Here is a 13,459-nt window from a genome sequence, read left to right on the forward strand (position 1 = left end):
CGTCACCGGTGACCGTGAGGCCGGCCGGGGCGGCCGGTCCGGTCCACGCTGGTGGCCGTCACGTCGAGGCTGCCGACGGACTCGCGGTCGGCCTTGTCGACGGCGCGGACCTCGTAGAGGAACGTCTGCCCCGTGGCGGGCGGCGCGTCGGTGAAGGAGGGGGTGGTGAGCAGGGCGGAGCCGCTGACGTTCGCCCAGCTCGTGGCGCTGAGCCGGCGGTACACGCGGTAGCCGGCGAGGTCCGTCTCCTTGTTCGCGGTCCAGCACAGCACGGCCTTGGCGGTGGCCGGTCGGCCGCGGACGACAGCAGGTTTCTCGGGGAGCGGGACCCCTCCCGGGCTCAGGCCGCGCACCGCTCCACCAGGGCGCCGTAGTCGGGCAGATCGACGGTGTTGGTGACCTTCTTGCCCTGCTCCAGCATCCAGTTCAGAACGCGACGACGGCTCAGCAGGCCGTTGCGCAGGCGCAGACCCCAGGCCGTGCCGGGAGCGAGGAACGGGCCGGTGCGGTCGCCGCTCTTCTGGCAGCCCTCGGCGTAGCCGCGCAGCAGTCGCTCGTAGCGGGCGAAGGCCGCGGCGTGGTCGTCGGGGTGCCGCGCCAGCTCCCCGGCCAGGACGTACGCGGCCACGATCCCGGTGCCGGTGCCCATGCCGCCGATCGTGGCGCCGCAGGCGGCGTCGCCGACGAGGGCGATCCGGCCCCTGGACCAGGTGTCGACGTCGGCCCGGCTGATGGAGTCGAAGTACAGCTCAGGCGCCTCCTTGAGCGACTCCAGCAGCCGGGGCACCTCCCACCCCTGGCCGGCGAAGGCCCCGGCGATCAGGGCCTTCTGCGCTTCGATGTCATGGCGGTCGTACGTGAGTTCCGGTGAGGCGAAGACGAAGAAGGCGCCGGCCCGGTCGGGGTTCAGGCGGTCGGTGCCGACGCTGGCGAGCCGGCCGGGGGTGTTGAAGCCGACGGACCCCTCGCCCGGGCCGGTGCCGAGGTGGTTGGGCAAGCTCCAGGTGGCGGCGTAGTGGCCGAGGTGGCGGACGTACGACTCCTCGGGGCCGAAGGCGAGGCGGCGGACGTTCGAGTGCAGGCCGTCGGCGCCGATCACCAGGTCGTACGTGGCCGGGGCGGCGTTGCGGAAGGTGACCTGGACGCCGTCGGCGGTCTCGGTGAGCGAGGTGATCGAGTCGCCGAAGACGTACTGGGCGTGCGGGAGGCTGTGCTCGTGGAGCACCCGGGCGAGGTCTCCCCGCAGGACCTCGAGGTCGCCGCCCGCGAAGTCGCCGGGCAGGTGCAGGAGTTCGCGGCCGTTCTCGTCGACGAAGCGCATCGGGCTGCCGCCGGTCCGGCGCTCGCGCAGCCGGTCGAGGACTCCCATCCGCTCCAGCACGGTCATGTGCGTCTCGCCGCGGAAGTCGACGGCCTGGCCGCCCTCGCGCAGGCCCGGCGCGAGCTCGACGACGGTGACATCGAATCCGTAGTGGCCGAGCCAGTGGGCGAGGGCCGGGCCGGCGATGCTCGCGCCCGAGATCAGGACCTTCTTGCTCATGGGGCTGCTCCTCTGCTGAACCCGATAACTGCGTCTGAGGGACACTATTTCGATGTGTGTACGGTAGACGCAGTTTCCCCTCGCCGCAAGGGCCGAGGCCGGAGACGTGCGGCGGAGACGGTGAGCCGGCGACGGTGAGGTGGAGAGGGTGGAGCGCGGCGTGGCGAAGGAGAGTGGTGGGATGGACGAGATGGTGCGGCTGCTCTGGGGGCCGCCCGCCCGGCCGACGCGCGGGCCCAAGCCGGCGCTGACCCTGGAGCGGATCGCGCGGGCGGGCGTGGAGATCGCCGACGCGGAGGGGCTGGGCGCGGTGACCATGCAGCGCGTCGCCGAGCGGCTCGGGAAGACCAAGATGTCGCTCTACCGGTACGTGCCCGGGAAGGCGGAACTCGTCGCGTTGATGGTGGAGTCGGCGATCGGCGAAGTGACGGAGGCCCGGGAGGGCGGCTGGCGGGAGCGGCTCGACGCCTGGTCGCACGGGCTGTCGGTCTGGTTCCACGAGCACCCCTGGCTCCTGGACGCCACCCTCGGCGCGCGGGTGATGGGGCCGAAGGAACTCGCCTGGCTGGAGGAGGCGCTCGTCGCCCTGGAGGGGACGGGCCTGACCGGGGCGGAGCGGATGGACGCGGTGGTCCTGCTCACCGGCCATGTCCGGGGCATCGCGGCCCAGGCCCGCGCGACGGGGCCGGGGGAGCGGACCGAGGAGCAACTGGCGCTGGCCCTGGGCGAGGTGATGCGCGAACACGGCGAACGCTTTCCGGCCCTCGGCGCGACGCTGGCCTCCGTGGACGCGACGGGCGGCCGCGACCAGGCGCTCGACTTCGGCCTGGAGCGCATCCTCGACGGCCTCGAAACCCTCATCGCGCGCCGGGCGTAGGGGGCAGGGGGGGCGCCGCACGGGCCCGGGTGTCCCCGGGCCCCGGAGCGCCCGCCGCCCTCACGCCGTCGCCATCACCCCCGCCGTCAGTTCGAGGCGGCGGCCCGTGAACCCCGCGCGGATGCGGCGGTCGTGGGTCACCAGGACCAGCGTGCCCGCGTAGGACGCGAGGGCCGCCTCCAGTTCCTCGACCAGGCCGGGAGACAGGTGGTTGGTCGGTTCATCGAGGAGGAGGAGGTCGAGGGGGTGGGCGGTCAGGGCGGAGAGTTCGAGTTTGCGGCGCTGGCCCGTCGACAGGCCCGAGACCGGGGTTGCCAGGTCGCGCGGGGCGAGGAGCCCCAGGTCGAGCAACCGGGCGGCGCGCTCGGGGCCGTACGCCTCGGCGACCGTACGGGTCTCCGTCGGCGGGGCGGAGTCCTGGCGCAGGTGGCCGACTCGAGCGGGGCGGCGGACCGTGCCCCTGTCCGGGGCGAGTTCACCGGCGAGGAGGCGCAGGAGGGTGGTTTTCCCGGAGCCATTGGGGCCCGTGACGAGGAGCCGTTCGCCCGGGGCCAGACGCAGGCTTCCGAGCCGCAGCCGCCCCGCCACCTCCACATCGGTGAGTTCGACCGGTGCGGAGGCCTCCCCCTCGATCCGGCCGGTGAACCGCAGCGGCCGCGGCGGGGCGGCGACCGGGTTCTCGGTCAGCCGCGCCGTCCGCTCACGCGCCGCGCGAATACGGCTCATCGCTCCGTGCGCCCGAGACCTGGCCCGGAACGCCCCGGCGCCGCTGAAGGCCGCCGGTGCCTTGCGCGGGATCGCGGAGAAGCGGTCGATGGCGGTGTCCGCGAGGGCGGCGTTCCGGGCGAGCTCCGCGCGCCACTCCTCGTACTCCCGCTCCCAACGGGCGCGGGCGGCGGCCCGGCCGGTGAGGTAACCGGCGTAACCGTCGCCGTACCTGCGGACGGTCCGCAGGTCCTGGTCGACCTCCAGGATCGCGGTGGTGACGCGGTCCAGGAAGACGCGGTCGTGGGTGACGGCGACGACCGTGCCGCGATGGGCGCGGAGCCGGTCCTCCAGCCAGGCGACGGCCTCGTCGTCGAGGTCGTTGGTCGGCTCGTCCAGGAGCAGCAGCTCCGGGTCGGCCGCGAGGGTCGCGGCGAGCGCGAGCCGCGAGCGCTGCCCGCCCGACAGGGTGCCGAGGGGCCGGTCCCGGTCGAGTGCGGCCCGTTCGCCGAGGCGGTGGAGGACGGTGTCGACGCGGCGGTCGGCGTCGCGGCCGCCGCGTGCCTCGTAGGCGGCGAGCAGCTCCCCGTACGCGTCCAGTCCGGCCTGCCCCGCGCCGGGCGGCCCTGATTCCGCCAGCGCGGCTTCGGCCTGCCTGATGCGGCGTTCCAGGGTCCGTACGTCGGCCAGCGCGAGGTCGACGGCGTGCTGGACGAGGGCCGTGCCGGGCAGATCGAGGGTCTGGGCGAGGTGGCCGAGGCCGCCGGGGGAGTCGACGGTGACGGTGCCGCTGTCGGGGGTGTCCCTCCCGGCGAGGAGGCGCAGCAGCGTGGACTTGCCGGAGCCGTTGTCCCCCACGACGCCGATCCGCTCGCCGGGCCGGACGCTGAGAGAAACCTGGTCGAGGACGACACGGTCGTCGAATCGCTTGGTGACGCCGGACAGAACGATGCGGGTATCGGGTGAGGCAGGGAGCAAGGGTGCGTTCCTTCGGTTCTGGTCCAGTGAAAGACGAGACGTATCGTCTCGCGCGACTTCGAGAGTACGCCCGCCGCACCTCTCGCGCAAGACGCGTCGTCTCGTCACGTCCGCGCGCGCCGTGACCCGGTACCGTCCCGATCGTGGAGGCGAGAGGGAACGTGTTCGACTTCGGCATCGACGGCTACCGGCCGCACTGGCTCCAGGGCGGCCGGGCGGTGACCGCCGCCCACGCCGAGCGGCTGCGCGGGCTCGTGGGGCGGCCGCTGACGCGCAGCTGGCTGGTGTGGGACCTTCAGGGCGACGAGTGGTTCCCCGACTGCCCCGTCGTCCTCGACTTCGGCGGCGAACGCGTCGAGATCAACCACCAGAAGTTCGACGACCTCTCGCTCACCTGGAATTCCTTCGATCCGGAGCGGTCGCCGGTGCGCTGGTACGGCTTCGAGCTCGCCTGGCGCGCCGACCCGCTGCCCCAACTCGTGGAGCTGAGCGGGCAGTTGGTCGACAGTGTCGAGCTGGTGGAGTGGTTCGACGAGAAGGCCGGCCGGGGCGGCGCGGGCGGGGACGCCGGGGGCCGGGGCGTGGACATCGGGTTCGGCCTCGCGGACGGCTGGCTGACCGTCTTCAACGCGCTCGACGAGAACGGGCTGGCCTTCGCCCCGCCCGACCCGTCGTTCTACCGCCGTCAGGCTCTCCTCCGACCGGGCGGCCGACCAGGCGACTGAACAGGCGACCGACGGGGCGACTGCATGGGTGGCGACGCGGACGCACTCGGCGGCGGGACGGCGACGGGCCCCAGCACCGGAAGGTGCTGGGGCCCGTCGCCGTGATCACGACCTAGGCGTTGGTGCCCGTCTTGCGGCGCCGCACGACGACCATCGCGCCGGCTCCGAGGACGACGGCCGCGCCACCCGCGAGGGCGATCTGCGGGACGACGTCCGACGAGCCGGTGTCGGCGAGGCTGCCGTTCGTGGTGTTCACCGGCTGCGTGGACTGGCCGCCCTGCGCCGTGGTGTTCGAAGTGCCCGGCTTGGGCCGCGGCTTGGCGTCCTCGACCTTGCCGGGCTTCGTGCCCGCGGCCTGGAGCTGGAAGACGTACTCGGTCAGCTCGGGGGACCCGCCGCAGCTGAGGTCGTCGTTGGCGTAGTCGCCGGCGAGGAAGGCCATGCCCTGGCCGGCCGGCGCCGACGCGTCGACCTTCAGACGGAGCTTGAAGTCGGCGTGGGCGCCCGCCTTCAACTTGTTGACGGCGTCGATCGGGTGCTTCTCGTCAACCGGCTTCCACGCGGGGGACGAGGTCGACGACCACTGCAGGTGCAGAAGCTTGTCGAGGTCCTTCAGCCCCTTCTTGTCGAAGGCGTGGACGCTCGCGAACGGCCAGACCTTGTCCAGGGTCCGCTCGGTGCCGTTGGTCATCCGCAGCGTGAAGTCGACCGTCGTACCGGCGACGACCTTGCCCGGCAGTCCGGTCAGGGTGGTGGTCAGACGCGGCTCGGGGACGCAGCTGCCCTCCTCGCCCTCGCCTTCCTCCTCCTTGGCGTCGGCGAGCGCCTTCTCGGCGGCCTTCAGTGCCTTCTCGGCATCCTTGCGGGCCGTCTCGGCGGCGGTGGCGGCCTGGAGGGTGGCGATCCGCTGGTCGTCCCGTGCGTCCGCGGCGGCGGTGGCCTTCTTGTCCGCCTCGGTCTTGGCGCTCTCGGCGACCTTGACGGCCTCCTGGGCGTCGGCGACGGCCTTCTCGGCGGCGGCCTTCTCCTCGGGCGTGGCGGTGGCGGGCAGCGTCAGGAGGTGGTTGTTGGCTGCCGTGAGCGCGTTGTCGGCGTTCGTCTTGGCCTCGGCGGCGGCCTTCGCGGCCTTAAGGGCGTCGTCCGCGGCGAGCGCGAGCGGCGCGTCGTCGGCGAAGGCCGCGTCGCGGGCCTTCACGGCGGCGCTCTCGGCGGCGAGCGCCTCCTCGTACGTCTTCTTCGCCTTGGCGACGGCCTTTTCGAGCTCCTCGACGGAGGGCTTGGCGGGCGTCGTCTGCTGCGTCTGCGGGGCAGGAGCGCCGGGGGCGCCCGCGGCGAACGCGGGGGTGACGGAAAGCAGCACGGCGGGGGTCGTCACGGTGGCGACGACCGCCGTGGCGAGAATGCGGCGGATCTTCACAGGAGACCTTCTCTGGATCCGAAGAATTGAAATGCGGTCGCCGCGGTAGACGGCACGCTGAGCGACTGCCGCATGATCGTATGGCCGCAATAGGGCCCGGAGAAGGTGCATTTACCCGCCCAGTCGGGCGGAATGTGGGAGTCCGTGGTGGTCATAGAACGCCAAACCGGACAGTTGCTCACGACTCCTGTGGTTTTTCTGTGAGCCATGTCATTCTCAGGGCATTCCGTCGTACGTCATTTGCTGGTGCAGGGCCCCGGCATTCAGAAGAGCAGGAACGCGCCCGCGGTGGCCGCGCCGAGGGACGCGCCGGCCACTGTCTGCGCGACGGTGTGATAGCCCAGGGCGACACGCGACCAGCAGACGGCGATCGTCAAGGCGTACCCGAGCAGCCACCAGGGCGAGTGCACCGCCGCGAGCAGCGCCACGACCGCCGAGGCGACGGCGGAGTCCACCGAGATCTTCCACACCGTGTTGACGGCCAGCAGGCACACGGTCATCCCCCACAGGGCCAGCATCGCGGTGAGGATCCCCGCGGGTGCCCGCCCGAGGACCATGACCACGGAACCGGCACCGATGGAACCGAGGATCACGAAGAAGATCGGCGCCCGCTTGGTGCGGTCGACGACATGCCGGTCGCTCCAAGTGCCGCGCCCACGCTCCCACTCGATGTATCCGGCGGGCACCAGCCCGGCGCAGAGCGCGCCGAGGAATCCCCACAGGAGCCCGGTCCAGTGGCCCGCCGCGGCGAGGCCGATGGCGAGCATGCCGACGAGAAGGACATTGCGGGGCTGGAGGACGTCCGTGACCGTACGAGCCACCGGCCGCTGGTCGTCGGTGACCGTACGGTCCGTCCCGCTCATGCCGCCGGCTCCAGCGCTGCGAGGACGGCACGCGCGCGGGCGTCGTCGACGTGGCGGTACGCGGCGGCCACGCGGACCAGCCACGCCACCTCGCCGTCCTGGTCCGTGGCGTGCTGTGCTTCGACCGCCGCCGCCCCTCCGACCGGCGCCCCGTCCGACTTGGCGGCGAGGGCGGCCTTGATCCAGTACGCCTCCGCCAGCGGCGCGTCGCCCGCCGCGGCCTCCTTGGCGGCCGGGAGCAGACCATCGGGGACGTAGTGGCGGAGCTTCTCGACCGCGTCGGCGATGTCGGCGGCCCAGCGGTCGATCCGCAGGTCGGCCGGGGTGTCGAAGCGCAGCAGCTCACGGGGAAGGGAGGCGGGCGGTGCGAAGGGCTGGTCGGGGAAGGCGACCATCAACTCCCTCCACAGCGGGTGGAGCCGGGCCTGGGCCCGCCACAGTTTGGCGCGGCGCCAGCCCTTGCTGAAGGCCGGGATGGAGGCGCCGACGGCGAAGAAGCCGAAGAGGACGAGCTGCGCCACCTCGGTGATCTTGTCGAAGCTCTGGGCGAAGGAGGCGCTCGGGTGGTCGGCGACGCTGATCCACATGAACAGGGTCCGGCTGACGGTGTAGCCGACGCCGATGAACATGGCGACGGTCATCATGCCGAGGCCGATCCGCAGGTGGCGCAGCCGGGCGTCGGCGGTGGCGAGCGCCCACTGGTAGGCGCAGACGGCGGACGCGGCGCCCAAGTACAGGTAGAACACCGTCATGTAGAGCGTGGCGCCCCACTGCCCGGCGTGGTCGGAGACGAACCGGTCGGAGGGGACGTGCCGGTCGACGACGGTGAAGAACAGGACGGTCAGCAGGATCAGTGTGGCGGCGGACGCCTTGGTCGCGACCTGCTGGATGATCCGGGCGAACCGCACGTGCCGGGGGATGTCACCGCCGTCGGGGTACTGCCCGTAGATGGCGACGATGTAGCTGAGGATCGCCAGGATCGCGATGGTCGCCGTGTAGTGCTTGATCAGTACCGCGAGGTCGGTGACGGAGCTGTTGTTGAGCCCGATGCGGACGATGTGGGTCTTGGTCCACAGGGCGACGGCGAACCCCGCGTAGCAGCCCCACAGGGCCCGGCGGCGCTTGTCTTCTTCGTCGCCCCACAGCGCGGCGGGCATCCGCCAGAGGGCCACGGCCGTCATGAGCCCGGCTATCAGATAGCCGGCGAGGTCGAGGGGGGTCACGTCGGGTTCCTAGGGGTGTGGGGGGCGTCGGGGGGGCATGCCGGGTCCGGGGCGAACCGGGTCATGAGCGGCGGAAGAATCCCTGCCGCCGGTGGGCGACGGGCCGGGAGAGGGAGTTGGCGAGGCGTCCGACCATGTCGTCGCTGGTGACGTCGCGCGCCATACGGGGGATGAGGGAGGCGCCGAACTCGGCCATCCGCTCCTCGTGGGTGTCGTACTGGGCCCGCGCCTGGATGACGGTGTCTCCGAGCGCCGATGCGTCCGGCGGTGAGGCACCGGGCGGCACTGTCCCCGGCGGTGAGGCACCGGGGGGTGCTGTCCCCGGTGGTGAGGTGCCCGCCGGCGCTGTCCCCGGCGCGAGGACGCGGCTGATCAGCGAGGTGTCGAAGACGGGCATCAGCCGCCGCAGTTGCTCCGCGTCGAGGCCGGTGCCGTGGTCGAACCACTCGTGGCAGAGCTCGTGCAGGATGACGTGCTGGGTCTGGTACTCCGTGGGCCGCCGCCGGTACAGCACGAGGCTGGTGGTGCCCGAGGCCAGCCGCAGGCCGCACGCCGCGTTCACGCGGGCCAGCCGGTCGGGGAGTTCGTGCAGCACGATGGTCCGGCCGCGGGCGGCTTCCATGTTGGCCACGAGCCCGGCGATGCTGAAGGGGGCGGGGATGGGAAGGTCAGCCAGTCCGGCTTCGCACTCTTTCCGCAGCTCGCGCAGGGACATTGAGGCCTCTTGGTCGTCGTCACGCGTGTGTGTGACATCGGACGCCGATTTTAGCCAATGCGTGCGAGTGACCGGGCGGGCGTTCCCTACCGCGCCGTACCGTCGCCCGTACCGTCGTCGGCGCCGCCCTTGGTCTCCCCGGGGCCCCCGCCCTTGGTGTCCGTCTTGCTCTCCTCCAGGAGGGAGAGGGCGAAACGCAGCAGGTCCGGCGGCAGTCCCTCGTCGTCGACACCACGGCCCGCGAGACCGCTGATCTCCCCGGAGCGCCGCCTGGCGAGGAACTGCAGTCCGGCGACGACGTCGTCGACGACCTCGGACTCCTCCTTGAAGAACCGCCAGTCCACGCCGAAACCGAGGCCGAGCGCCTTGAGGATGTCCTCGGAGGGGTGAGTGACCTTGCCCGCGAGGATGTTGGAGAAGTAGCTGTGGGAGAGGGAGCCGCCCCGCTCCTTGACGAGGTCGGCGAAGAACCGTCCCGACACCTTCTGGCCGGGGAAGGTCTTCTCGACCATGTACTCGACCTTCTGCTGCAACGTCGTCAGCTCAGGCGTGTGTTCTCCGCCGCTGTCCACTCGGCCCCCCACGTTCACGTCCGCCGTACTGTACCGACCTTGCCACGACGGCCCCGGGCCCGGCACCGGTGACAAAGCGGAGCAAGTCGCTCCGTAGCCAGGGCTGGGCTTGCGCAAACACTCTACGTCACTGTTAACTCGAAAAAACACGGACAGGGGGCCACGAGGGGAGTCCCCTGCCCGTGGAGATCTGACGACGCCTCGGACAGGATCCGGCGGTGCTACGGGCGTGCCGGTGACGGTGTCCGGGCAGGTCCGGGGTGGTGCCACGGACGTGAGCAGCCCTTCGCGACGGGGGAGGCGCGAAGGGCTGCTCGTGCAGTATGGCACCTCGTCAGCGTCGGCCGCAGGCAGCTGGAGCAGACTGTTCCTGGCCCAATCTCCGTGTCGATCAAGCCTGTTGAGAGTGTTCACCTCTTTTCCGCGCGAGTGCCGCGGCCCTGTCCTGGCGAGCTGCCCCGCACCGAGGGCGGATCCTCTCGGGAATTCGTACGACATCTCACTCGCACGAGTGGTACGCGGCGTCCGGTGAGCTCGCGCGGCCCGGTCGGCGACAACGGCACCGCCGCCAACGACGTGATCTGCGCCCTCAGCGGCAACGACACCATCAACGCGGGCGGCGGCAACGACACCGTCTACTCCGGCCCCGGCGACGACAGGGCCCCGGGCGGAGACGGCACCGACACCCTCTACGGCGAAGCCGGGAACGACACCGTGCTCGGCGAGGCGGGCAGCGACCGGCTCAACACCGTCGACGGCGTCGGTGGCAATGACGCGGCGTACGGCGGCCTCGGCTTCGACAGCTGCAGCACCGACGCGGGCGACCTCCGCAACAGCTGCCCGTAGCCGCCCGCACCTCCCACCCGTTCTCCTGTCGCGTCTTCATCGCGTCTCCTTCGCGGCCCGGGTCGTTCCCCGGGCCGCGAAGCCGTTCTCCGAACTGCCGTACCCTTCGGTGACTCCTGGTGGTGCAGGTGAAGGAGCGCAAGGTGATTCGGGTCGCCGTCGTGGACGACGAGCAGCTGGTCCGCTCGGGGCTGCAGTTGATCCTGGGTTCGGCCGGGGACATCGAGGTGGTGGCGGGCTGCGGCGGGGCGGAGGCCCTCGACGCCGTGCGGGCCCACCGGCCGGACGTGCTGCTCCTCGACATCCGGATGCCCGATGTGGACGGCCTGACCGTCCTGCGGCAGGTCACCGCCCTGGAGTCCGCGCCGGCGGTGGCGATGCTGATGACCTTCGACGCCACCGAGTACATCCACGACGCGCTGCGGGTGGGGGCGGCCGGTTTACTGATGAAGAACACGGCTCCCGAGCAACTGGTCCACGCGGTACGGGTCCTGGCCACGGGCGGCAACATCCTGGCGCCCGAGGCCGCGAGCGCAGTGATCGGCGGCTATCTGTCCACCGGCCGCGAGAGCGACGCGGCCCGCCGGGTGGCGGCCCTCACCGACCGGGAGCGCCAGGTTCTCGTGCTGGTCGGCGAAGGACTGTCCAACCGGGACATCGCCCGCCGTCTGCGCCTCTCCCACGGCACGGTCAAGGACCATGTGAGCTCGGTGCTCTGCAAGCTCGGCGGTGTCAACCGAGTCCAGGCGGCCGTGGTCGCGGACCGCGCGGGGATGCTCGGGGCCCCGGGGGACGTGCTGTGAGCCGTTCGGAGGCGTGTGGGGCCGGACGGTTGTGGCGTGCCTGTGCCGCCGCGCTGCCCGTGGGCGTCGCCGCCGTCGACGGACTGGTGGTCAACGGTCTCGATCCGGGGCCCGGGATCTGGATCGCCCTGGTCGCCGCCGCCGCGCTGGTGGTGCGCCGCCGCTTCCCCGAGGTGGCCCTGCTCGTCGGACTGCCCGGGCTCTATGTCGGCTACATCGCCTTCGCGCCGCTGATCGCCCTCTACTGCCTTGCCGACCGCCGCCGCAGCGCCGTCGTCGGCGGCGTGAGCGCGGTGCTGGTCGCCCTCGCGCAGTTCCTTCCGTATCCGATCGACGACCCCCTCGCGCTCGACCGCCGGACCGTTCTCGCCGCGCTGGACTCCTGCGTCCTCGCCGTCGGCGCGGTGGTGCTCGGCCGGTCGGCCCGGCTGCGCCGCGAACGGCTGCGGGAGGTCACGGAGAGCCGGGAGCGCGAGCACCGGCTGCTCGCCGAGCGGACGCTGTCCACCGAACGGGCGCGCCTGGCCCGCGAGATGCACGACGTCGTCGCCCACAAGGTCAGCCTGATCAGCCTGCAGGCGGGGGCGCTCCAGGTCAGTGAGCCGGACGCGGCCACCGTCCGGGAGAGCGCGGGAGTGATACGCGAGCTGTCGGTGAATACCATCGCCGAGCTTCAGCACATGGTGGGGGTGCTGAGGGCCGCCACCGGGGGCGCCACGTCCGAACTCACCCCCCAGCCGCGCCTCGCGGATCTGCCCGCGCTCGTCCGGGACAGCGGGCTGCGGGTCAGCCTCGACACTCCCGGGGCCACCGGCGGATGGCCCGAGGCCGTGGAGCGGGCCGCGTACCGGACGGTCCAGGAGGCGCTCACCAACGTCCGCAAGCACGCGCCCGGCGCGGACGTCCATGTCCGTGTGAGGCCGGTCGACGGGGCCCTGCGCGTCGAGGTGCGCAACACCGGCGCCGACCGGTCCACCGCGCCGCTGGACCTTCCCGGCGGCGGACACGGCCTGGTGGGTCTGCGGGAGCGGGCGCACCTTCTCGGCGGTACGTTCCGTACGGAGACCGTGCCCGGCGGCGGATTCGTCGTCCGCGCCGATTTCCCCGTCCGGCCGTGACGAGAAAGGCCTCCTGGGCATTCCCGCTCATTCCGCAGGAGGAGATTCGGTGCGCCGACCCCCGCCACTCGGCGGGGGTGTGACCCGTCGAATGGCCGGGCTTTATCGGCATCCACCTTGGACTCTCCCGCCAGTTGCAGTGGTTTCCCTGGGAAAGCTAGGATCGCCGTGCGCGTTGACCCGCGCACGCCGACAGGCGGCCGTACGGGGGAAGTAGGGCATGAATGGGCAGGGAAGACGACTGTATGGCGGTCGGACTCATTGTCTCCAGAATGTCATTGAGACGAAGACTCAAGCGTCTTTTCGCCACCAGAGGGTGGCAATCGATGGAGGTGGAGGGCAGTCAGGTCCTTCCGCCCTGTGATGTGCTCGTCGTGGACATCGACCGGCTCGACGAAGTGCACGAACCGGTGCCCATCGCGGCGTTGACCTACGGCACCGATGTGCGTCACCTCGGTGTCCTCAAGGCCGATGTCCGCGCAGTGGTGGATCGGGACGACCTGGACGAGGCCTTTCTGGAGGCCGTTCACGAGGTCGCGGCGGGGAACGGGTGGATCTCGCCGACGCTCGTACGCCCACTGCTGCGCGGCCCTCACACCGAGCAGGCCGCGCACCTGCCCTCGCACACCGCGGCCCGCGTCAGGCGCCGCGATCCGGCGCTCACCGCCCGCGAGTACGAGGTCGTGTCACTCGTGAGCCAGGGCATGAACAACAGCGAAATAGCCGGAGCTCTCTACATCGCCGAGAGCACGGTGAAATTCCATATGTCCAACATCCTGCAGAAAACCGGTTTCCGGGACCGGAGCCAGCTCGCGGCACGTATGCCCGCGCACCTTCCCGCCGCGCGGTAAGAGACAACGAGAGAAGGAGACCGTGATGGGGAAGAAGAAGGAAACTCTCCGCTGGACCCCGGTGGCGATTCTGCTGATACTGGCGCTCGTCGCGCCGCTGTTCGGGGACAGCCCCACCGCCGTGGCGATTCCACTGCTGCTCGCGGTGGTCCTCGGTCTGGTCAATGTCATGCAGCAGAAAAGGGAACGGACCCGCGACGCAGGCTGACAAAAGGCGCCGGAACAC

General features: G+C 71.5%; 15 protein-coding genes. 7 read left to right on the forward strand and 8 right to left on the reverse strand.

All coding sequences use genetic code 11. The features are described 5' to 3' along the window. Positions 1-2 precede the first annotated feature (2 nt). Together ACZ5VC_RS15490 and ACZ5VC_RS15495 are read right to left on the reverse strand one after the other, a co-directional pair. On the reverse strand, positions 3-353 hold the full coding sequence (locus tag ACZ5VC_RS15490) for a hypothetical protein (protein WP_469120551.1): 351 nt from the start codon (positions 351-353) through the stop codon (positions 3-5). Beyond that, positions 341-1,540, reverse strand: a complete 1,200-nt coding sequence (locus ACZ5VC_RS15495) for an FAD-dependent monooxygenase (protein WP_469120552.1) — start codon at positions 1,538-1,540, stop codon at positions 341-343. Before ACZ5VC_RS15495 ends, ACZ5VC_RS15490 begins: the two co-directional genes overlap by 13 nt. A 181-nt stretch (positions 1,541-1,721) precedes the next feature. Here ACZ5VC_RS15495 and ACZ5VC_RS15500 point away from each other — a divergent pair, with 181 nt between their 5' ends. Continuing rightward, entirely contained in the window at positions 1,722-2,417 is a 696-nt protein-coding gene (locus tag ACZ5VC_RS15500) for a TetR/AcrR family transcriptional regulator (RefSeq protein WP_469120553.1), read from the forward strand. Between the two features lie 60 nt (positions 2,418-2,477). Here the strand turns inward: ACZ5VC_RS15500 and abc-f are convergent, their stop codons facing one another. Then, entirely contained in the window at positions 2,478-4,073 is a 1,596-nt protein-coding gene (gene abc-f / locus ACZ5VC_RS15505) for a ribosomal protection-like ABC-F family protein (protein ID WP_469120812.1), read from the reverse strand. 170 nt (positions 4,074-4,243) lie between these two features. Between abc-f and ACZ5VC_RS15510 the strand changes: the two genes are divergently transcribed. Continuing rightward, positions 4,244-4,825 carry a hypothetical protein gene (locus ACZ5VC_RS15510; protein ID WP_469120554.1) on the forward strand — a complete coding sequence of 194 codons (582 nt, stop codon included), beginning with the start codon at positions 4,244-4,246 and terminating at the stop codon, positions 4,823-4,825. Between the two features lie 112 nt (positions 4,826-4,937). Here ACZ5VC_RS15510 and ACZ5VC_RS15515 read toward each other — a convergent pair whose 3' ends face one another. From ACZ5VC_RS15515 to ACZ5VC_RS15535, 5 genes are all read right to left on the reverse strand, one after another. Further along, positions 4,938-6,242, reverse strand: a complete 1,305-nt coding sequence (locus ACZ5VC_RS15515) for a peptidase (RefSeq protein WP_469120555.1) — start codon at positions 6,240-6,242, stop codon at positions 4,938-4,940. Between the two features lie 263 nt (positions 6,243-6,505). After that, on the reverse strand, positions 6,506-7,105 hold the full coding sequence (locus ACZ5VC_RS15520; protein ID WP_469120556.1) for a hypothetical protein: 600 nt from the start codon (positions 7,103-7,105) through the stop codon (positions 6,506-6,508). Next, positions 7,102-8,328 carry an MAB_1171c family putative transporter gene (locus ACZ5VC_RS15525; protein ID WP_469120557.1) on the reverse strand — a complete coding sequence of 409 codons (1,227 nt, stop codon included), beginning with the start codon at positions 8,326-8,328 and terminating at the stop codon, positions 7,102-7,104. The genes ACZ5VC_RS15520 and ACZ5VC_RS15525 overlap by 4 nt, the downstream gene beginning before the upstream one ends. A gap of 61 nt (positions 8,329-8,389) precedes the next feature. After that, positions 8,390-9,043 carry a toxin gene (locus ACZ5VC_RS15530; RefSeq protein ID WP_469120558.1) on the reverse strand — a complete coding sequence of 218 codons (654 nt, stop codon included), beginning with the start codon at positions 9,041-9,043 and terminating at the stop codon, positions 8,390-8,392. A gap of 86 nt (positions 9,044-9,129) precedes the next feature. Beyond that, a complete protein-coding gene (locus ACZ5VC_RS15535) occupies positions 9,130-9,615 on the reverse strand; it encodes a hypothetical protein (RefSeq protein WP_469120559.1) in 486 nt (161 codons plus the stop codon). Between the two features lie 528 nt (positions 9,616-10,143). Between ACZ5VC_RS15535 and ACZ5VC_RS15540 the strand changes: the two genes are divergently transcribed. The 5 genes from ACZ5VC_RS15540 (at position 10,144) to ACZ5VC_RS15560 (ending at position 13,441) form a co-directional block, all read left to right on the forward strand. After that, positions 10,144-10,461 (forward strand): calcium-binding protein, encoded by a 318-nt coding sequence (locus tag ACZ5VC_RS15540; RefSeq protein WP_469120560.1) that lies wholly within the window; start codon positions 10,144-10,146, stop codon positions 10,459-10,461. Positions 10,462-10,604: 143 nt separating this feature from the next. After that, entirely contained in the window at positions 10,605-11,264 is a 660-nt protein-coding gene (locus ACZ5VC_RS15545; RefSeq protein WP_469120813.1) for a response regulator, read from the forward strand. Continuing rightward, positions 11,261-12,382, forward strand: coding sequence for a sensor histidine kinase (locus ACZ5VC_RS15550; protein ID WP_469120561.1), 1,122 nt, complete (start codon positions 11,261-11,263; stop codon positions 12,380-12,382). Before ACZ5VC_RS15545 ends, ACZ5VC_RS15550 begins: the two co-directional genes overlap by 4 nt. A 326-nt stretch (positions 12,383-12,708) precedes the next feature. After that, positions 12,709-13,233 (forward strand): LuxR C-terminal-related transcriptional regulator, encoded by a 525-nt coding sequence (locus tag ACZ5VC_RS15555; RefSeq protein ID WP_469120562.1) that lies wholly within the window; start codon positions 12,709-12,711, stop codon positions 13,231-13,233. A gap of 25 nt (positions 13,234-13,258) precedes the next feature. After that, a complete protein-coding gene (locus ACZ5VC_RS15560) occupies positions 13,259-13,441 on the forward strand; it encodes a hypothetical protein (protein WP_469120563.1) in 183 nt (60 codons plus the stop codon). Positions 13,442-13,459 lie beyond the last annotated feature (18 nt).

The sequence above is a fragment of the Streptomyces sp. NPDC033174 genome (genome assembly GCF_055577795.1).